Raw genomic sequence first — 19,390 nt, 5'->3', positions numbered from 1 at the left:
CGCCATAATCGGCGCCGCCGCCCTGGAGTTCCGTTGGCTCAGAACCTGCTCCAAGTCTCGCGAGCTAGAGCGAGACAAGGCGAAAACGGCTGAGAAAGCGGAATGTACATACGGTACATGAGCATTTCGAAGACGGTTTCAACGCCCTTTTCTATCCATCCTGCCGACGCGCAGCAGACTTTGGAATAGGTTCTCAGGCCAGCTTCTGTCTCAGGATATCCTGCACCTGAGCCGGATTGGCCTTGCCCTTGGAAGCCTTCATCACCTGGCCGGCCAAGGCGTTGAGCGCCTTCTCCTTGCCGGCGCGGAATTCTTCCACCGCCTTGGGATTGGCGGCGATCGCTTCTTCCACCATCTTCTCGATGGCGCCGACGTCGGACACCTGCTTCAGGCCATCACGCTCGATGATGGCGTCGGCGGACAGTTCGCTGTCCCACAAGGCGTCGAACACCTGCTTGGCCAGCTTGCTGGACAGCGTGCCGTCGGCGATGCGCGCGATCAGACCGGACAGACGCTCGGCCGAGATCGGACATTCCGCAATCTCCTTGCCGTCGCGGTTCAGCCGCGCGGCGATCTCGCCATTGATCCAGTTGGCGGCCAGCTTGCCCTGGCCGGAGGCCTTGGCCGCGGCCTCGAAGTACTGCGCCTGAGCCAGGCTGGACGTCAGCAACGCCGCGTCGTAGGCGGACACGCCGTAAGCCTCCGCCAGACGGACTTGCATCGCCGCCGGCAGCTCCGGCATCTCGCCGCGGATGCGGGCGATCTGCTCATCGGAAATGCGCACCGGCAGCAGGTCCGGATCCGGGAAATAGCGATAGTCGTGCGCGTCTTCCTTGCTGCGCATCACCTCTGTCTCACCGGTGTCCGGGTCGAACAACACGGTGGCCTGTTGCACCTTGCCGCCATCCTCCAGGGTGTCGATCTGCCACTGGATTTCGTACTTGGCGGCCTGCTCCAGGAAGCGGAAGGAGTTGAGGTTCTTGATCTCGCGGCGGGTGCCGAAGGCCTGCTGACCTTCCGGGCGCACCGACACGTTGACGTCCATGCGGAAGCTGCCTTCCTGCATATTCCCGTCGCAGATACCCAGCCAGGTCACCAGCGCGTACAAGGCCTTCACATAGGCCAGCGCCTCGTCCACCGAGCGCATGTCCGGTTCGGACACCACTTCCAGCAGCGGCGTGCCGGCGCGGTTGAGGTCGATGCCGGACAGGCCGTGGAAGTCTTCGTGCAGACTCTTGCCGGCGTCTTCTTCCATATGGGCGCGGGTCACGCCTATCACCTTCTCCTGCTCGCCCACCAGGATTTTCAGCTTGCCCCCCTCGACGATGGGCAGGTCCATCTGGCTGATCTGGTAGCCCTTGGGGAGATCGGGATAGAAGTAGTTCTTGCGCGCGAACACGTTCTTCTGGTTGATCTTGGCGTCCAGCGCCAGGCCCAGGCGGATGGCCTTGTCAACCGCAGCCTTGTTCAGCACCGGCAGCACGCCGGGAAAGGCCAGCTCCACCGCGGAGGCCTGGGTGTTCGGCTCCGCGCCGAAAGCGGTGCTGGAACCGGAGAAAATCTTGGAGACGGTATTGAGCTGCACATGCACCTCGATACCGATGATGACTTCCCATTTCATGGTCGGAAAATCCTTTAATTTTTACGCATCTTTTTTCAAAGAGACAAAAGCCCCTTTAAATAACTCTTTTTACCTTTTGCTTTTCAAGCTTGGGTACTCGGGAGTGCCAATCAGTTGCCAACTGGAACTGATGCGCGACGTTCAACATCTTGGCTTCGCCGAAGTAGTTGCCGATGATCTGCAAGCCGATCGGGCGGCCGCTGGCGCTGAAGCCGGCCGGCACGCTCATGCCCGGCAAGCCGGCCAGGTTCACCGACAGAGTGTAGATGTCGGACAGATACATCTGCACCGGATCGTCGTTCATCGCGCCGATATCGAAGGCCGCGGTCGGCGCCACTGGCCCCAGGATCACGTCGCACTGCTCGAAAGCGGCTTTGAAATCGTTGGCGATCAGGCGGCGGATTTTCTGGGCCTTCAGGTAATAGGCGTCGTAATAGCCGTGCGACAGCACATAGCTGCCCACCAGGATGCGGCGCTTGACCTCGCTGCCGAAGCCTTCGGCGCGGGTCTTCTCGTACATGTCCACCAGGTCCTTGTACTCGGCGGCGCGATGGCCGTAGCGCACGCCGTCGTAACGCGACAGATTGGTGGAGGCCTCGGCCGGCGCGATCACGTAGTAGGCCGGGATGGACAGCTCGGTATTGGGCAGGCTGATGTCCACCACCTGCGCGCCCTGTTTTTTCAGCACCGCCACCGCCTCGTCCACCGCGCGCGCCACGTCGGCGCTCAGGCCGGCGGCGAAGTATTCGCGCGGCAGGCCCACCTTGAGGCCGGCCAGCGGCTGATTCAGATCGCGGGCATAGTCTTCGCGCGCGCGCTCCAGGCTGGTGGAATCGCGCTGGTCGAAGCCGGCCATCACGTTCAGCATCAGCGCGCAGTCCTCGGCGGTCTGCGCGATCGGGCCGCCCTGATCCAGCGAGGAGGCGTAGGCGACCATGCCGTAGCGCGACACCACGCCGTAGGTCGGCTTGATGCCGGTGACGCCGCAATGGGAAGCCGGCTGGCGGATGGAGCCACCGGTGTCGGTGGCGGTGGCCACCGGCGTCAGCCGCGCGGCCACGGCGGCGGCGGAACCGCCGGAGCTGCCGCCCGGCACCGCTTGCTGGTCCCAGGGGTTTTTCACCGCGCCGTAAAAGGAGTTCTCATTGGACGAACCCATCGCGAACTCGTCCATATTGGCGCGGCCCAGCGTCACCATGCCGGCGGCCTGGCACTGCTCAACCACGTGGGCACTGTACGGTGACACGAAATTGTCCAGCATCTTGGAGCCGCAGCTGGTCTTCCAGCCCTGCTGGCAGAACAAATCCTTGTGGATGATGGGCACGCCGGTCAGCGCATGGGCGTTGCCGGCGGCGATGCGCGCATCGGCGGCGGCGGCCTCGGCCAGGGTCTTGGCGCGGTCGACGGTGACCAGCGCGTTGAGCGCCGGGTTCAGCGCCTCGATGCGCGCCAGGTACTGCGTGGCCAGCTCGACGCTGGAGACTTCCTTGGCCACTAGCTGTTGCGACAGTTGCTTTAAAGTAGACTGTGTCATTTGAAATGGAATCTTTAGCTATCCGGGAAGAGCGCCGCCGTCCTTTCAGACAGCGGCCAGCACCGGCAGCCCCCGCGAGCGGGAACCTACGACCGGCACAGGCAATCAGAGCATCACTCGATGACCTTGGGGACCAGGAACAAGCCCTTTTCCACTTGCGGGGCAACGGCCTGGAAAGCTTCGCGCTGATTGGTTTCGGTAACGACATCTTCGCGCAAACGCAAAGAGACATCCTGCGGATGGGCCATCGGCTCGATGCCGTCGGTGTTCACCGCCTGCATCTGTTCGATCAGGCCGAAAATATTATTGAGTTGCTTGCTTGTCGCGGCAATTTCCGCTTCATTGACATTGATGCGGGCAAGCTTGGCAATTCGTGCGACATCCTGATGCGTCAGCGACATGGTGTCCTCGTTCAAAACCTTTAATATTTCAAGCGTTATAGGGTATCATAGCCCGCTTGATTCTCCCAAGATCGACATCGCGCCACGGCGTTATTTCGGCAGCGCTTTCACCACGCGGCCGACGGGCGGCAAGCCGCCGCGCCGGGGCTGGATCGCACGGACCCGATCGATGCGGGCCCGCGTCGGAAAATGATGCGCAAGCGGCCTTCCGGCCGCCGCGCGCCAGGTAACAAACAACAGATAAACGCGGACGCGACAGCGCGTCCGCCACATGACGAAAACTGACCAGGATCGCCCAATGTTTCGTTCGCTGACCGGATACTTCTCCAACGACCTCGCCATTGACCTTGGCACAGCCAACACCCTCATCTACATGCGCGCCAAAGGCATCGTGCTGGACGAGCCCTCGGTTGTCGCCATTCACAGCGACGCGCCCACCAACAAGAAATCCATCCTGGCCGTGGGCCTGGAAGCCAAGCGCATGCTGGGCCGCACCCCGGGCAGCATCCAGGCGATCCGCCCGATGAAGGACGGCGTGATCGCCGACTTCACCGTCACCGAACAGATGCTCAAGCAGTTCATCAAGAAGGTGAACCCCAACCGCTTCTTCGCCGCCAGCCCGCGCATCGTGATCTGCGTGCCCTGCGGCTCCACCCAGGTGGAACGCAAGGCGATCCGCGATTCGGCGCTGGCCGCCGGCGCGCGCCGCGTGGAACTGATCGAAGAGCCGATGGCGGCCGCCATCGGCGCCGGCCTGCCGGTTGAAGAGCCCACCGGCTCCATGGTGGTGGACATCGGCGGCGGCACCACCGAAGTCGGCGTGATCTCGCTGGGCGGCGTGGTGTACTCCAACTCCGTCCGCGTCGGCGGCGACAAGTTCGACGAAGCCATCATCAACTACATCCGCCGCAACTACGGCATGCTGATCGGCGAAACCACCGCCGAGGAAATCAAGAAGACCATCGGTTCCGCCTTCCCGGGCGCCGAAGTGCGCGAAATGGAAGTCAAGGGCCGCAACCTGGCCGAAGGCATTCCGCGCGCCTTCACCGTGTCCTCCAATGAAATCCTGGAAGCGCTGACCGAACCGTTGAACCAAATCGTGTCCGCGGTGAAGATCGCGCTGGAACAGACCCCGCCGGAACTGGGCGCCGACATCGCCGACAAGGGCATGGTGCTGACCGGCGGCGGCGCGCTGCTGAAAGACATCGACCGCCTGCTGGCCGAAGAAACCGGCCTGCCGGTGTTCGTGGCCGAAGAACCGCTGACCTGCGTGGTGCGCGGCTCCGGCAAGGCGCTGGAGAAGATGGACAAGATTGGCACCATTTTCACCAACGTACCTTAAACCGGAACGGCCGACGACCGCCTGAGCCCGGCTCCGGCGGCGCCGGCCGCTCGTAAAGCAAGCAATGACGGCGGACGCTGCTAGCGCGCCCGCCTGATGCACAGCGCCCCGCGTCAAGGGGCGAGGTCTGAGCCGATGGACTTTGCCAACACCCCCAGCTTCTTCCGCTCCGGGCCGCCGCCCGGCGCGCGCTTGGCCATGGCCGTGGCCGCCTCGGTGGCGCTCCTGGTCGGCGACAGCTATTTCGGCCTGATGGAACAGGCGCGCGAAGCCACTTCGCTGGCGCTGTACCCGGTGCAGCGCGCGGTGAACATGCCGGCGCAGGCGATGCGCCATGTCAGCGATTTTCTCAGCTCCCAAACCGAACTGAAGCAGGAAAACACCGCCTTGCGCGCGCGCCAGCTGGAAATGTCGGCGCAGCTGTCGCGGCTGCAAACCCTGCAGCGCGAGCTGGACGAAGTGCGCAAGCTCAACGGCATCAAGTCCAGCTACCACCAACAGGCGCTGATGGCGGAAACGCTGTACACCGGCCGCGATCCATTCTCCTACAAGATCATCATCGACAAGGGCAGCGACGCCAATCTGAAAGCCGGCCAGCCGGTGGTGGACGCCAGCGGCCTCTTGGGCCAGGTGACCCGGGTGCAGCCGCTGACCGCGGAAGTCACCCTGGTCATAGACAAGAACCAGATGGTGCCGGTGATGGTGGCGCGCACCGGCCAGCGCGCTATCCTGTACGGCTACGGCGGCGGCGTGGAAATCCGCTACCTGCCGCAAAGCGCGGACATCAAGGACGGCGACCACATCGTCACCTCCGGCGTGGACGGCGTCTATCCGGCCGGCATCCCGGTCGCGCGCGTGACCCGGGTGGAGCGCAACCAGGGCGCCACCTTCGCCCGCATCGCCACCGCGCCCTTGGCCGGAGTGCAGCAAACCCGCTACATGCTGGTGCTGGGCGACAAGCAGGCGCCGCCGCGTCCGCCGGAACCGGCCCCCATCGTCAAAAAGAGCAGGGGCGGCAAGAAAGCCGCCGCCGAGGAGTAAGCCCCGATGTCGTTCGAGCGCCCCAAGGAACTGCTCAAACCGGTGAAGCGCCGCTTCATCCTGTTTTCCTTCGCCTTCGCCATTCTGATCGAACTGATCCCGCTGCCGCATGGCAGCACGCGCTGGCTGCCGGACTTCATCGGCATGCTGATCCTGTACTGGGTGATCAACCAGCCGCGCCGGGTCAATATCGGCACCGCCTTCCTGTTGGGACTGGTGGCCGATATTTCCACCGCGGGCTTGTTCGGCCAGCACGCGCTGGCCTATTCGATCACCGCCTATCTGGCGCTGGCGCGCCAGCGCCAGGTGGTGATGTTCAATCTGGGCCAGCAAACGCTGGTGGTGCTGGGCCTGTTGCTGACCAACCAGATCATCATGGTGGTGGTGCGCATGCTGACCGGTTCCGCCTTCGTCGGCTGGGCCTATTTCCTGCCGCCCTTGATCGGCGCGCTGCTGTGGCCGCTGCTGACCAAACTGATGCTGATGCCCTACCGCCACAACGCGGTGTAGCGCCGCGAACCGTCCATGCCTCAACCGACCCGCTTCAAGAATCCCCAGGCCGAAGACAGCCAGTTCCAACTGCGCCTGATCGTCGCCTACGCGCTGATCGTGCTGATGTTCCTGGTGCTGCTCTCGCGCTTCATCTGGCTGCAAGTGCTGCAACACGAGCACTTTTCCACGCTGGCGCAGAACAACCGCATCTCGCTGGTACCCATCCTGCCCAACCGCGGCCTGATCCTGGACCGCAACGGCGTGGTGCTGGCGCAGAACTACTCCGCCTATACGCTGGAGCTGACGCCGAGCAAGATCGCCGACCTGGCCGCCACCGAGGCCGAGCTGCGCAAGCTGGTGGACATCACCCCGCGCGACGAACGCCAGTTCAAACGCCTGCTGACCGAGAGCAAGAACTTTGAATCCATCCCGCTGAAAACCAAGCTCAGCGAGGAGGAGGCCGCGCGCGTCGCCGCCCAGGCCTGGCGCTTCCCCGGCGTGGAGGTCAAGGCGCGGCTGTTCCGCGACTATCCGTTCAAGGAAATGACCAGCCATGTGCTCGGCTACATCGGCCGCATCAACCAGCGCGACAAGGAAAGGCTGGAAGAGGAAGAGAAAACCGCCAATTACAAGGGCTCCAACTATATCGGCAAGACCGGCCTGGAAGCGGTGTACGAGGATGATCTGCACGGCAAGGTCGGTTTCGAAGAGGTGGAAACCGATTCCGGCGGCCGCGCGGTGCGCTCGCTGCGGCGCACGCCGCCGGTCAACGGCAACACCTTGAAGCTGGCGCTGGACATCCGCTTGCAGGAAATGGCGGACAAGCTGTTCGGCAGCCGCCGCGGCGCGCTGGTGGCGATAGAGCCGTCCACCGGCGGCGTGCTCGCCTTCCTGTCCAAGCCGGGCTTCGATCCCAATCTGTTCATAGACGGCATCGACACCCAGACCTGGAGCAATCTGAACAACGACTGGCAGAAGCCGATGATCAACCGCGCGCTGCGCGGCACCTATCCGCCCGGCTCCACCTTCAAGCCCTTCATGGCGATGGCCGCATTGGAAAACCACGCCATCGGCATGCGCGACATCCGCCCGGCGCCCGGCTACTTCACCCTGCCCGGCTCCAGCCACCAGTTCCGCGACAGCAAGAAGGCCGGCAACGGCATGATCAATCTGCAACGCGCGATCGAAGTCTCCAGTGATACCTTCTTCTACAAGCTGGCCTGGGACATGGGCATAGACAAGATCCACCCGGCGCTGGCGCAGTTCGGCCTGGGCAGCAAGAGCGGCATCGACCTGGACGGTGAATCCATAGGCGTGCTGCCGTCCAAGGAATGGAAGGCCAAGCGCTTCGCCCGCTACAAGGAAGAATTCCGCCGCTGGTATCCGGCCGACGTGGTCAGCATCGGCATCGGCCAGGGCTTCAACGCCTACACTCCGCTGCAAATGGCCAACGCCACCGCCATCATGGCCAACGATGGCCAGGTGTTCAAACCACACCTGGTGCAGCAAGTGGTGGACACCCGCAGCGGCAAGGCGCGCATCATCGAACCGATGCCCACCCGCCAGATTCCATTCAAGCCGGAAAACTTCGAATACGTGAAGCGCGGCATGGAAGGCGTGATGACGCGCGGCACCGGCGCGCGGCTGGGCGTGGGCCTGCAATACTCCATGGCCGGCAAGACCGGCACCGCCCAGGTGGTGCAGATCAAGCAAGGCGCCAAGTACAACGCCGCCGCGCTGGCCGAGCAATACCGCGACCACAGCTGGTTCATCGCCTTCGCGCCGGTGGACAAGCCGCGCATTGCGGTGGCGGTGATCGTGGAGAACGCCGGCTTCGGCGCCGCCGCCGCCGCGCCCATCGTGCGCGCGCTGTTCGACTACTATTTGCTGGGCAAGGTGCCGAAAGACATCGAAGGCACGCTGAAGACCATGCCCACCGACACCGCCAACGACAATGCAGACCTCTCTAATTAAACGCGTCTGGCAGCAGATCAAGGAACCGCTGGACGGCTGGATGATGCTGTTCCTGGGCCTGATCTTCGTGCTCAGCATGGTGCTGCTGTACTCGGCCAACAATCAGTCCTTCGACAAGATAGACAACAAGCTGGTCTACACCAGCCTGTCGCTGATCATCATGTGGGTGATCGCCCGCATGCGGCCGCAAAGCATCATGAACTTCGCGCCGCCCATCTACGGCCTGGGCGTGCTGCTGCTGCTGGCCGTCCACTTCAAGGGCGTCACCGTCAACGGCTCCACCCGCTGGCTGGAACTGGGCATCACCCGCATCCAGCCGTCCGAGATCATGAAGATCGCGCTGCCGATGATGCTGGCCTGGTTCTTCCAGAAATACGAGCTGTCGATGCGCTGGTGGCACTACCTGGTGGCCGCCTTGCTGATGGCGGTGCCCAGCGCGCTGGTGCTGAAGCAGCCGGACCTGGGCACCACGCTGCTGATCGCCGCGGCCGGCCTGTTCGTGCTGTTCTTCGCCGGCCTGCCGTGGAAGGTGATCTTCGCCGGCATCGGCATGGGCGCGGCCAGCCTGCCCATCGTCTGGAACCTGCTGCACGACTATCAGCGCCGCCGGGTGCTGACCATGATAGATCCGACCACCGACCCCTTGGGCGACGGCTACCACATCATCCAGTCCATGATCGCCATCGGCTCCGGCGGCCCCTGGGGCAAGGGCTGGCTCAACGGCACCCAGACCCACCTCGATTACATCCCGGAACGGACCACGGACTTCATCTTCGCGGTGTATTCCGAGGAATTCGGCCTGGCCGGCAATGTGCTGCTGCTGGTGCTCTATCTGCTGGTGCTCAGCCGCGCGATGATGATCACCGCCAGCGCGCAAACGCTGTACGGCCGATTGATGGCCGGCTCCATCACCCTGTCCTTCTTCGTCTACGCCTTCGTCAATATGGGCATGGTGTCCGGCATCCTGCCGGTGGTGGGCGTGCCGCTGCCCTTCATGTCCTACGGCGGCACCGCCACCGTCACCCTGTTCGTCGGCATGGGCATGTTGATGAGCATCAGCAATCTAAAACGCTGAGAGCCTGTTTACGATCTGCTGCGCTTCGGCGATACGACGTTGGAAATGACCTCAGAATGCTCATGTACCGTATGTACATTCCGCTTCTTCGGTCATTTCCGCCTTGTCTCGCTCTTTCTCGCGAGATCATAAACAGGCTCTAAGTTCCATGGCGGGAACCAATTGCCCGCCGCGCCGGCCTACCCCTGTTTGCCCCAGACTTAGAACGTGTTTACGATCTCGCGAGCTAAGGCGAGACAAGGCGAAAACGGGCGAAAAAGCGGAATGTACACGTGGTACATGAGCATTTTGAGCTCGGTTTCAACGCCGTATCGCCGAAGCACAGCAGATCGTAAACAGGTTCTTTACGTCATACCCGGAAGGTTTCCGACTTGACGAAAGCAAGCAAAATCGCAAGCCTATGCAGTTCCGGCGCCGCTACGCGCCGCCGTCCCGCATTCACGCCAGAGGAAACGCCACCGCATGCGCATCAAGACCCTGAGCCTGCTGCTCGCCCTGTCCCTGGGCCACACCCTGCCGGCCATCGCCGCCGAAGCCGTGACCGCCAGCCAAAGCCAACTGCAAGCCTACACCAGCGTGGAAGGCATCACCGAATACCGGCTGCCCAATGGCCTGCGCGTCCTGCTGGCGCCGGACGCCTCCAAGCCCACCACCACCGTCAACGTCACCTATCTGGTGGGCAGCCGCCACGAAAGCTATGGCGAAACCGGCATGGCCCACTTGCTGGAGCACATGCTGTTCAAGGGCACGCCCAGCAGCGGCAATCTGATGCAGGAACTCGGCAAGCGCGGCATGCAGTTCAACGGCACCACCTTCCTGGACCGCACCAACTACTACGAAACCTTCCCCGCCAACGACGATAATCTGCGCTGGGCGCTGGAGATGGAAGCCGACCGCATGGTCAACAGCAAGATCGCCAGGAGCGATCTGGACACCGAGTTCTCGGTGGTGCGCAATGAAATGGAGATGGGGGAGAACAATCCCCGCCGCGTGCTGTGGAAGCAGATGACCGCGGTCAGCTACGACTGGCACAACTACGGTCACAACACCATAGGCGCGCGCTCCGACGTGGAAAAGGTCCGCATCGACAATCTGCAGGCCTTCTACCGCAAGTACTACCAGCCGGACAACGCGGTGCTGATGATCAGCGGCAAGTTCGATCCGGCGGCGACACTGGCCGTCGTCCAGCGGGCTTTCGGCAAGATCGCCAAGCCGCAGCGCCAGCTGACGCCGACCTGGACCGAGGAACCGCAGCGCGACGGCGCGCGCGAATTGACCGTGGAGCGCGTCGGCGACACCCAACTGGCCGCGGTGCTCTACCCCATCGCCGCCGGCAGCCACCCGGACGCGACCGCGGTGCTGGCCTTGGCCGACATCCTGGCCAACACCCCCAACGGCCGGCTGTACCAGGCGCTGGTGGGCGGCAAGAAAGCCGTGGGCGTCGAGGCTTGGCCGTTCGCGCTGGCCGAACCGGGCTACATCATCTTCTGGGCGGAACTGAACAAGGGCCAGAAGCTGACCGATGCGCGCCAGGCGCTGCTCGCCACGCTGGAAGGCTTCAAGAGCAAGCCGGTGACCGAGGCCGAACTCAAGCGCGCCAAGGCCAGCCTGCTCAACGACATCGACAAGACCCTGAACGATCCGCAGCAGTTGGCGGTGGAAATGTCCGAAGCCATCGCCAAGGGCGACTGGCGGCTGTTCTTCCTGAATCGCGACCGCATCGAGGCGCTGAGCGCCAAGGACGTGGAACGGGCGGCCGAGAACTACTTCAAGGCGTCCAACCGCACCTATGGCCAGTTCGTGCCCACCGCCAAGCCGGAACGCAGCGTGATCCCGGCCACGCCGGACGTGGCCAAGCTGGTGGACGGCTACAAGGGCCGCGCCGCGATCAGCCAGGGCGAAGCCTTCGATCCCAGCCCGGCCAATATCGACGCGCGCACCGAGAAAACCACGCTGGCCAATGGCGCCAAGCTGGCGCTGCTGGCCAAGAAAACCCGTGGCGAAACCGTCAATGGCAGCTTCAGCTTCGCCTTCGGCGACGAGAAAAGCCTGTTCGGCCGCGGCGCCGTCCCCAGTCTGGTCGCCAGCATGCTGGAGCGCGGCAGCGGCAAGCTCAGTCGCGCCGAGATCAGCGATAGGCTGGATCAGCTGAAGGCCAAGCTCAGCGTCTCCGGCTCCGGCCAAGAGGTCAACGTCGACTTTGAAACCACCCGCGCCAATCTGCCGGCGCTGCTGGACCTGGTCGCCAGCCTGCTCAAGCAGCCCAGCTTCCCGGAACGGGAATTCGAACTGCTGCGCAAAGAGGGCCTGACCGCCATCGACGCCCAGCGCAACGAGCCGCAGGCCATCGCCACCCAGGCCGTGGGCCAGGCGCTCAATGTCTATCGCAAGGGCGATCTGCGCTACCGCCCGACGCTGGACGAAGCCACCACCGAACTGAAAACCACCAAGCTGGACGACATCAAGCGCTTCCACCGCCAGTTCTATGGCGCCAGCCACGCCCGCTTCGCCCTGGTCGGCGATTTCGACGCCAAGGCGACGCAAAACCAGCTGCAAAAACTGTTCGGCGGCTGGAGCAGCCAGGCCGCTTACAGCCGCGCGGCCAGCCAACTGCCGCCGGCCAAGCCCGGTCAACGGCAATTGCAGGTCAAAGACAAGGCCAATGCCTTCTACCTGGCCACCGCGCCGCTGGCGATGCGGGACAGCGACGCCGACTATCCGGCGATGCTGATCGCCAACAAGATTCTGGGCGGCGGCGTCAAATCGCGGCTGCTGGATCGCCTGCGCCAGAAAGAAGGCATCAGCTACTACGCCGGCAGCCAATTCAGGGCGGGAAGTTTCGAAGCGGTGGCCAGCCTGAGCCTGGTGGCCATCTACGCGCCGCAAAACCTGGACAAGCTGAAACAAGGCGTGACCGAGGAGCTGGCTCACTTCATCCGCGACGGCGTCAACGCCACCGAACTGGCCGACGCCAAGAAGGCCTTGCAGCAGGAAAGGGAAATCGCCCGCGCCCAGGATGGCGCGCTGAGCGCGGCGCTGGACGGCCAGTTGCAGATCGGCCGCGGCATGGACTTCAACGCCAAGGTGGACGCCGCCATCGCCGCGCTGACGGTGGAACAGGTGAACGCCGCGCTACGCAAGCACATAGACCCGGCCCAGCTGTTCCAGGTCTACGCCGGCGACTTCAAAACCCCCTGATCCCGGCCTTGCGCCGGCCAGCCTCAGCTATGCTGCGGAGGCTGGCCGGCGTCACTCGCTGGCGGCTCCGCCTCGGCCGCGACAGCGTCCGCCGCCGGCAGGTCCGGCAGCGGGCGGCCGTCGCGACCGAACAGGCGCAGCTGGCGCGGCAGATCGTGCTCGTCAGCCAGCTTGACGCCGACGCCGACCAGGCGCACCGGACGCCGGCCGCGCTCGAAACCCACCCGCAGCAGCTCTCCAAAACGCGCCGGCGACAGCTGGCCGCCGCTGTGCTCCACCGTGGTCTGGTTGAAATCATCGAACTTGAGCTTGACCGACAAACCCTTGAACGCGGGGTTGCCGCTGCGCGCGATGCGCGCGCTCAAGCGGTCTATCAGCTCCGGCAGCTTGGACAGGCAGGCGGCGACGTCGGGCAGATCGACGGCATAGGTCTCCTCGACGCTGATCGTTTTGCGGCTGCGGTCGGTGGACACCGGCCGCGGATCGACACCGCGCGCCAGCTCATACAGGCGTTCGCCGAAGCGGCCGAAATGGCGCAACAGATCGGTCAGCTCCCAGGCCAGCATGTCGCCGCAGCGCCGAATGCCCAGCTCGTTCAGCCGCTGCGCGGTGACCCGGCCCACGCCATGGATCTTCTCCACCGGCAGCGTTGCGACGAAGCCGGCCACGTCCTGCGGCCGGATCAGGAATTGCCCGTCCGGCTTGTTCCAGTCACTGGCCACCTTGGCCAGGAATTTGTTCGGCGCGATGCCGGCTGATGCGGTGATGCCCACCTCCTCGCGGATCTGGCGACGGATCGCCTCCGCCATCAAGGTGGCGCTGCCCTGCTCATGCGGCTGGCCGCTCACATCCAGATAGGCTTCGTCCAACGACAGGGGTTCGATCAAGGGGGTGTAGCGCTCATAGATGCGCATGATCTTCTGGCTGGCTTCGCGGTAACGCGCCATGTCCGGCGGCAGGATCAGCAGATCCGGACACAAGCGCAGCGCGCGCGCCGACGACATCGCCGAACGCACACCGTAGCGGCGCGCGATGTAATTGCAGGTGGCGATCACGCCGCGGCTTTCCGGCCGGCCGCCCACCGCCAGCGGCAGCGGCCGCAGCGAGGGATCGTCGCGCATCTCGATGGCGGCGTAGAAGCAGTCGCAGTCGACGTGGATGATCTTGCGCAGCGGCTCGCTCATGGCGATGACCGGATCAGGAGACGGCGCCGTCGCTATGGCCCAGCGAGCGCTGCGGCGCCACCCGGTCGCGCACTCGCTGTTTCAGCAGCTTGATGTCGGGAAAACCGCCGTCGGCCTTGCGGTCCCACAGCAGTTCGCCATCCAGCTCGACGCGGAACACACCACCGCTGCCCGGCTGCAAGGCGACTTCCGCCAACTCCTTCTCGAAGGTGGTCAGCAGTTCCTGCGCCATCCAGGCGGCGCGCAGCAGCCAGCGGCAGCCGGTGCAGTATTCAATGCTCAGGCGCGGAGTTTTGGCGGGGGGAATCAAGGATGTCATGCGGGAAAACGCGGTCGGCAAGAAGATGGCTGACAGCATACATCATGGGAAGGGAAAGGAACTGCCGGCGTCCCTGGATTTTGTTGTGCGCGACCGCTAGCGGCCGCTCCTCCATCGTTTCTCTCTTTGTGCAGACTTGGCGTTATAACCTTGTCAGGGAGCCGGCAGTGGCAATGACGTCTTGTTTGCAACACATTCCCGAGGCCAAGTCTGCCCAGTCGCCGACGCGGGGTAAAGCTTTTACTCCAGCCCGCGTCGATTGCTGCGCCGCACGATGTAACTTCGACGCAACGTTACCGGTAGCATCGCGCCATTCCGCTCAATGCGCGTGTTCAGCCGCCGGCGCGACGCCGTCTTCCACCGCCACATCCACCGTCACGCTGCCGGCTTTCTCGAAACGCAGCGTCAGCGGGAAATGATCGCCGGCACGCAGCGGCTGCTTCAAACCCATCAGCATCACGTGATAGCTACCGGGCGCGAACTTGACTTGCTGACCGGCCGCCACTTCCACGCCGCCAGCCACTTCGCGCATGCGCATCACGCCATTGTCGTTGATGTGGGTATGCAGTTCGGCCTTGGCCGCGCGCGGCGTGCTGGCCGACAATAGCTTGTCGGCGGTCTTGCCGCGATTGCTCAGCAGCAGGTAGACACCGCCGGTGGGGCTGCTCTCCGGCATCGCCCGGCTCCACGGATGGCCTATCTTCAGATCGCCCAGCTTGAATTCATGCGCCATCGCGCCGGCGCTCAACAGGCACAGGCCCAGCAGCGCGCTCAATGTCTTTTTCATAAAGGGATTCCTCCGGTTTTCCGCACTCTAGCACAGCCGCCATGGCCAGCTGTGCGGCATAATGCCACAGCCAATGTCATGCCGCGCGCGCTCCCTGCGGCCAATAACAGAATTTCCCTTGTCACTGGCCCGCGGCCTCAGGCAGACTGCGTCCATTCCATGTAATGTTCGCTTCATCAGCGCAGTGCCATGCTCAAGACGTTGTCGCTCCAATTCCTGTTCGGCGGGCTGCTCAGCCTGATCACCATCACCAATCCGCTGTCCAAGATTCCGCTGTTCATCACCCTGACCCGTGAGATGAGCGACTCTGCGCGCGATAATCAGGCGCGCCGCGCCTGCGTGTTCGCCGCCGCCATCATGGTGGTCAGCCTGCTGGCCGGCAACGTGATCATGTCCGCCTTCGGCATTTCCTACGGCGCGCTGCGCATTTCCGGCGGCTTCGTCGTCGCCGTGCTCGGCTACCGCATGCTGTTCCTGTCACAGGATCCGGGCAACGCGCCCAAGACCGGCGAACGCGAGGATTACGCCTTCTTCCCGCTGGCCATGCCCGGCATCAGCGGCCCCGGCACCATCGCCGTGGTGATAGGCATTTCCACCGAGATCGCCGAACTGACCACGCTGCCGGCCAAGGCGCTGGCCTTCGCGATGACCTTCGCCGCCATCGGCGGCACCTGCTTCGGCATGTGGCTGACGCTGAAATCCTCTCAGCTGATCGCCCAGCGCCTGGGCCGCGGCGGCCGCGAGGTGATGACGCGGTTGATGGGCTTTTTGCTGATCTGCATCGGCGTGCAGTTCGTCGGCTCCGGCATCCGCACCTTCATGGCCGGCTCCTAGGGCCGCTAGCGACGCCCCGCCATGTCCCGCCCGGCGTCCGATCGTTCCGATTTCTTCCGCGCCGACGACATCGGCGCACTGGAATGCCTGGACGCCAGCTACGCCCAGCGAGTGTTCCCGCCGCATTTTCACGAAGAATACGTGGTCAACGCGCTGACCCTGGGCGCACAGTCCTACCGCCATCGCGGCGGCACCCACCGCGCCGGCGTCGGCGCGCTGGTGCTGATCAACCCCGGCGAAGTGCATACCGGCGAGACCGCCGACGCGCGCGGCTGGGCCTACCGCGGCTTCTACCCATCCGCTGATTTCTTGCAGCGGCTGGCCGCCGACATCAGCGGCGACGCCCACGCCCGACCCTATTTTCGCGACACCGTGGTGCTGGACGCGCCGCTGGCCGTCGGCATGGACCAATTGCATCGCCTGCTGCGCGCAAGCCAGGACCGGCTGCTGCGCGAATCGGCGTTGCAGCGAATGTTCGGCGCGGTGCTGCAGCGCCATATGCAAGTTCACGACCAGACTCAAGCCGCCGCCCCGCGCGCGGTGGAGCTGGCGCGGCAAATGCTGGCCGACGCCATCAACGAGAACCTGTCGCTGCAGACGCTGGCGGAAGCGGCCCAGCTCTCGCCGTGGCAGCTGTGCCGCCAGTTTCGCCAGCACTTCGGCCTGCCGCCGGTGGCTTGGCGCAATCAGCTGCGCGTCAATCGCGCGCGCCAGTTGCTGGCGCAGGGGCAAACGCCCGGCGCGGTGGCACTCAGCCTGGGCTTCGCCGATCAGGCCCATCTGACTCGCGCCTTCCGCCACACCGTGGGCCTGGCGCCGGCGGCCTATCAACGCGCGCTGGGCCTGCGCCGCTGAGAACCTGTTCAAAGTCTGCTGCGCTTCAGCGATACCGCGTTAAAAACGAGCTCAAAATGCTCATGTACCACGAGTACATTCCGCTTTTTCGCTCGTTTTCACCTTGTCTCGCCCTTGCTCGCGAGACTTTGAACAGGCTCTGAGAAGCAGCTCAAAGCCACGCGGCCATCCCCCGCAAAATCGTTCAAGACGACTGCCGGTTTCGGCGGCATGATGAATCCATCTCATTGCCACAAGGACACGCCCCGATGACCCGCTCCACCCCTGCCGCCTGGGCATGGCAAGGCGCGCGCGACAGCCTGCCGATGCTGATAGGCGCCGCGCCCTTCGGCGTGATCTTCGGCACCCTGGCCATCGCCGCCGGTCTCAGCCCGCTGAGCACTCAAGCCATGTCCTTGCTGGTGTTCGCCGGCTCCTCGCAATTCATCGCCGTCAGCCTGGTGGCGGCCGGCGCCGCGCTGCCGGTGATCTGGCTGACCACCTTCGTGGTCAATCTGCGCCACGCGCTGTACAGCGCCACCCTGTTGCCCTATGCGCGACCATGGCCGCTGGCCTGGCGCTGGCCGCTGGCGTTCTGGCTCACCGATGAAACCTTCGCCGTGGTCGAACATCGCTTCCGCACCCAGGGCGCCGCCGGCGGCCAGTGGTATTGGCTGGGCTCTTCGCTGGCGATGTACAGCAACTGGCAGGCGTGGACGCTGGCCGGCGTGCTGCTGGGACGCTCGGTGCCGGGGCTGGCGCAACTGGGCCTGGATTTCGCCATGGTGGCCACTTTCGCCGCCATCGTCGCGCCGCAATTGAAAAAGCGGTCCACGCTGGCGGCCGCGACGGTGGCCGGCCTGACCGCGCTGCTGGCGCGCGGCCTGCCCTACAAGCTGGATCTGATGCTGGCGGCGCTGCTCGGCGTCAGCGCCGGACTCTTGCTGGAAGGCAAGCGCAAGGAGGCGGCATGAACTCTTGGTGGATGATATTCGGCATGCTGGCGGCCACCTTGCTGATCCGCGCCAGCTTTCTGGTGTTCGGCCAGCGGCTGGCCTTCCCGGACTGGCTGAACCGCGCGCTGCACTATGTGCCGGCGGCGGTGCTGTCGGCGCTGGTGGTGCCAATGGCGCTGGCCCCGGCCGGGCACATCGATCTGTCGCTGGGCAACGCCTATCTGATAGGCACCCTGGTCGCCATCGCGGTGGCGTGGAAGAACGGCAAGACCCTGCTCGCGATTGTGGTCAGCTTCATCGTCTATGGCTTGCTGCGCTGGCTCTGAGCAGCTGTCCAGAGCCCACGGAACAACACGCGCTCGCCGTGCGCCGCTTCGCGGCGCGCGGCAGGCATTGCCCTAGGCTCAGATATTGTAAATCAGCACCAGGCCGATCAAGGCGGGCGCGACCCAGCAGTAGATGAAGCGCACGCCGGCGCTCAGCGCCGCGGGCAATTGCAGCTCGGCGCGCATGGTCGGCCAGATCACCCAGCCGGCGAAGCAGGCGGTGCCGATGCCGCCCAGCGGCAGCAGGATGTTGGACGCGGTGTAATCCATCAGCTCGAACACATTGCGGCCGAACAGCTTCCAGTCCGCCAGCACGCCGAAGGACAGCGCCGCCGGAATGCCGGCGCAAAACACCAGCAGGCCGATCGCCAGCGTCGCCTTGCGGCGGCTGACGCCCCATTCATCGATGGGAAACACCGCCACCAGCTCCAGCAGGGATACCGACGAAGTCAGCGCCGCCATCAGCAGCAGCAGAAAGAAGGCCGCCGCCAAGCCTTGGCCGAAAGGCAGGTGATTGAACACCACCGGCATGGTCATATAGGTCAGGCCTGGTCCAGCCTGCGGATTCAGGCCGAAGGCGTAGATCGCCGGAAAAATCATCAAACCGGCCAGGACCGAGGTCAGCGTGGTCAGGCCGGTGACCCACAACGCGGCGCCGCCCAGCCGCGTGTCCGGGCCCAGGTAGGAGCCATAAGCGATCATGCAGCCGGCGCCCACCGACAAGGAGAAAAAGGCCAGGCCCAGTGCTTCCACCAGCATGCCTGGCGTCACCTTGGAGAAGTCCGGCGTCAGCAGCGCCGCCACGCCGGCCTCCGCGCCGGGCAGGGTCAGCGAGCGCGCGATCAGGCCCAGCATCAACAGGAACAATAAGGGCATCAACACCTTGCCGGCGCGCTCAATCCCCTTCTGCACCCCGCACATCACCACCAACAGGGTCAGCCCGGCAAACAGCGCATGGGTCAGCAGGGATTCGAAGGGATCGGACACATAATCGCCGAACAAGCGCGCCAGCGCCGCGGGGTCATTGCTCATCACCCGGCCGTCCACCGCGCGCAGCAGATAACCCAGCGTCCAGCCGCCCACCACGCTGTAAAAGGAAAACACCAGGAAGCCGCACAGCACGCCGGCGTAGCCCACCAGCTTCCAATGACGCGAGCCCAGCCGCGCGAAGGCGCTCACCGCGCCGCAGGCCGCCGCGCGGCCGATGGCGATCTCGGCCATCAACAAGGCAATGCCCAGGGTGAAGGTCAACAGCAGATAGATCAGCAGAAACGCGCCGCCGCCATTCATCGCGGTGACGTAGGGAAACTTCCAGATGGAGCCCAGGCCAACCGTGGCGCCGGCCGAAGCCAGAATGAAACCGAGGCGGGACCCCCATTGCGTGCGAGACATGACAACTCCTGAGTCAGAACGATTTGCCGCCGCACGGGGTAACGCTGGATACAACTAGGCCGCCCATGACGGCGGCCCGG

General features: G+C 64.4%; 17 protein-coding genes. 10 read left to right on the top strand and 7 right to left on the bottom strand.

All coding sequences use genetic code 11. From position 1 onward, the window contains the following. Positions 1 to 193: 193 nt before the first annotated feature. From gatB to gatC, 3 genes are all read right to left on the bottom strand, one after another. Positions 194 to 1,621, bottom strand: coding sequence for an Asp-tRNA(Asn)/Glu-tRNA(Gln) amidotransferase subunit GatB (gatB, locus tag LQT98_RS06725; protein ID WP_231461610.1), 1,428 nt, complete (start codon positions 1,619 to 1,621; stop codon positions 194 to 196). A gap of 55 nt (positions 1,622 to 1,676) precedes the next feature. Next, positions 1,677 to 3,155 (bottom strand): Asp-tRNA(Asn)/Glu-tRNA(Gln) amidotransferase subunit GatA, encoded by a 1,479-nt coding sequence (gatA, locus tag LQT98_RS06720; RefSeq protein WP_231461609.1) that lies wholly within the window; start codon positions 3,153 to 3,155, stop codon positions 1,677 to 1,679. Between the two features lie 113 nt (positions 3,156 to 3,268). After that, positions 3,269 to 3,556 (bottom strand): Asp-tRNA(Asn)/Glu-tRNA(Gln) amidotransferase subunit GatC, encoded by a 288-nt coding sequence (gene gatC, locus LQT98_RS06715; RefSeq protein ID WP_048408435.1) that lies wholly within the window; start codon positions 3,554 to 3,556, stop codon positions 3,269 to 3,271. 298 nt (positions 3,557 to 3,854) lie between these two features. Between gatC and LQT98_RS06710 the strand changes: the two genes are divergently transcribed. The 6 genes from LQT98_RS06710 to LQT98_RS06685 all read left to right on the top strand — a co-directional run bounded on the left by LQT98_RS06710 (position 3,855) and on the right by LQT98_RS06685 (position 12,678). Then, on the top strand, positions 3,855 to 4,898 hold the full coding sequence (locus LQT98_RS06710; protein WP_043592385.1) for a rod shape-determining protein: 1,044 nt from the start codon (positions 3,855 to 3,857) through the stop codon (positions 4,896 to 4,898). 135 nt (positions 4,899 to 5,033) lie between these two features. Then, a complete protein-coding gene (gene mreC / locus LQT98_RS06705; RefSeq protein WP_048408363.1) occupies positions 5,034 to 5,939 on the top strand; it encodes a rod shape-determining protein MreC in 906 nt (301 codons plus the stop codon). Between the two features lie 6 nt (positions 5,940 to 5,945). After that, on the top strand, positions 5,946 to 6,449 hold the full coding sequence (gene mreD, locus LQT98_RS06700) for a rod shape-determining protein MreD (protein ID WP_231461608.1): 504 nt from the start codon (positions 5,946 to 5,948) through the stop codon (positions 6,447 to 6,449). A gap of 15 nt (positions 6,450 to 6,464) precedes the next feature. Next, positions 6,465 to 8,405, top strand: a complete 1,941-nt coding sequence (gene mrdA, locus LQT98_RS06695; RefSeq protein ID WP_048408365.1) for a penicillin-binding protein 2 — start codon at positions 6,465 to 6,467, stop codon at positions 8,403 to 8,405. Further along, entirely contained in the window at positions 8,386 to 9,480 is a 1,095-nt protein-coding gene (gene rodA, locus LQT98_RS06690; RefSeq protein ID WP_048408436.1) for a rod shape-determining protein RodA, read from the top strand. The genes mrdA and rodA overlap by 20 nt, the downstream gene beginning before the upstream one ends. A 462-nt stretch (positions 9,481 to 9,942) precedes the next feature. Further along, complete coding sequence (locus tag LQT98_RS06685) at positions 9,943 to 12,678, top strand: M16 family metallopeptidase (RefSeq protein ID WP_231461607.1); 2,736 nt, start codon at positions 9,943 to 9,945, stop codon at positions 12,676 to 12,678. A 23-nt stretch (positions 12,679 to 12,701) separates the two neighbouring features. Here the strand turns inward: LQT98_RS06685 and dinB are convergent, their stop codons facing one another. From dinB to LQT98_RS06670, 3 genes are all read right to left on the bottom strand, one after another. Continuing rightward, a complete protein-coding gene (gene dinB, locus LQT98_RS06680) occupies positions 12,702 to 13,862 on the bottom strand; it encodes a DNA polymerase IV (RefSeq protein ID WP_231461606.1) in 1,161 nt (386 codons plus the stop codon). 13 nt (positions 13,863 to 13,875) lie between these two features. After that, entirely contained in the window at positions 13,876 to 14,181 is a 306-nt protein-coding gene (locus LQT98_RS06675) for a SelT/SelW/SelH family protein (RefSeq protein WP_048408438.1), read from the bottom strand. A 319-nt stretch (positions 14,182 to 14,500) separates the two neighbouring features. Then, complete coding sequence (locus LQT98_RS06670) at positions 14,501 to 14,968, bottom strand: copper chaperone PCu(A)C (RefSeq protein ID WP_048408367.1); 468 nt, start codon at positions 14,966 to 14,968, stop codon at positions 14,501 to 14,503. Positions 14,969 to 15,157: 189 nt separating this feature from the next. Here LQT98_RS06670 and LQT98_RS06665 point away from each other — a divergent pair, with 189 nt between their 5' ends. The 4 genes from LQT98_RS06665 to LQT98_RS06650 all read left to right on the top strand — a co-directional run bounded on the left by LQT98_RS06665 (position 15,158) and on the right by LQT98_RS06650 (position 17,918). After that, the gene (locus LQT98_RS06665) at positions 15,158 to 15,802 is read left to right on the top strand and encodes a MarC family NAAT transporter (RefSeq protein WP_048408368.1); all 645 of its coding nucleotides are present in this window, start codon (positions 15,158 to 15,160) and stop codon (positions 15,800 to 15,802) included. A 21-nt stretch (positions 15,803 to 15,823) separates the two neighbouring features. Beyond that, positions 15,824 to 16,657 (top strand): AraC family transcriptional regulator, encoded by an 834-nt coding sequence (locus LQT98_RS06660; protein ID WP_231461605.1) that lies wholly within the window; start codon positions 15,824 to 15,826, stop codon positions 16,655 to 16,657. Between the two features lie 248 nt (positions 16,658 to 16,905). Beyond that, the gene (locus LQT98_RS06655; protein WP_231461604.1) at positions 16,906 to 17,610 is read left to right on the top strand and encodes an AzlC family ABC transporter permease; all 705 of its coding nucleotides are present in this window, start codon (positions 16,906 to 16,908) and stop codon (positions 17,608 to 17,610) included. Beyond that, on the top strand, positions 17,607 to 17,918 hold the full coding sequence (locus LQT98_RS06650; protein ID WP_231461603.1) for an AzlD domain-containing protein: 312 nt from the start codon (positions 17,607 to 17,609) through the stop codon (positions 17,916 to 17,918). Before LQT98_RS06655 ends, LQT98_RS06650 begins: the two co-directional genes overlap by 4 nt. Positions 17,919 to 17,996: 78 nt before the next feature. On the opposite strand, the gene LQT98_RS06645 is transcribed toward LQT98_RS06650, so the two are convergent. Then, positions 17,997 to 19,310 (bottom strand): sodium-dependent transporter, encoded by a 1,314-nt coding sequence (locus LQT98_RS06645; RefSeq protein ID WP_231461602.1) that lies wholly within the window; start codon positions 19,308 to 19,310, stop codon positions 17,997 to 17,999. Positions 19,311 to 19,390: the final 80 nt, after the last annotated feature.

Source organism: Chromobacterium aquaticum, assembly GCF_021129195.1.
Lineage (GTDB): Bacteria > Pseudomonadota > Gammaproteobacteria > Burkholderiales > Chromobacteriaceae > Chromobacterium > Chromobacterium aquaticum.
This window is presented reverse-complemented; position numbering and strand designations above follow the sequence as displayed.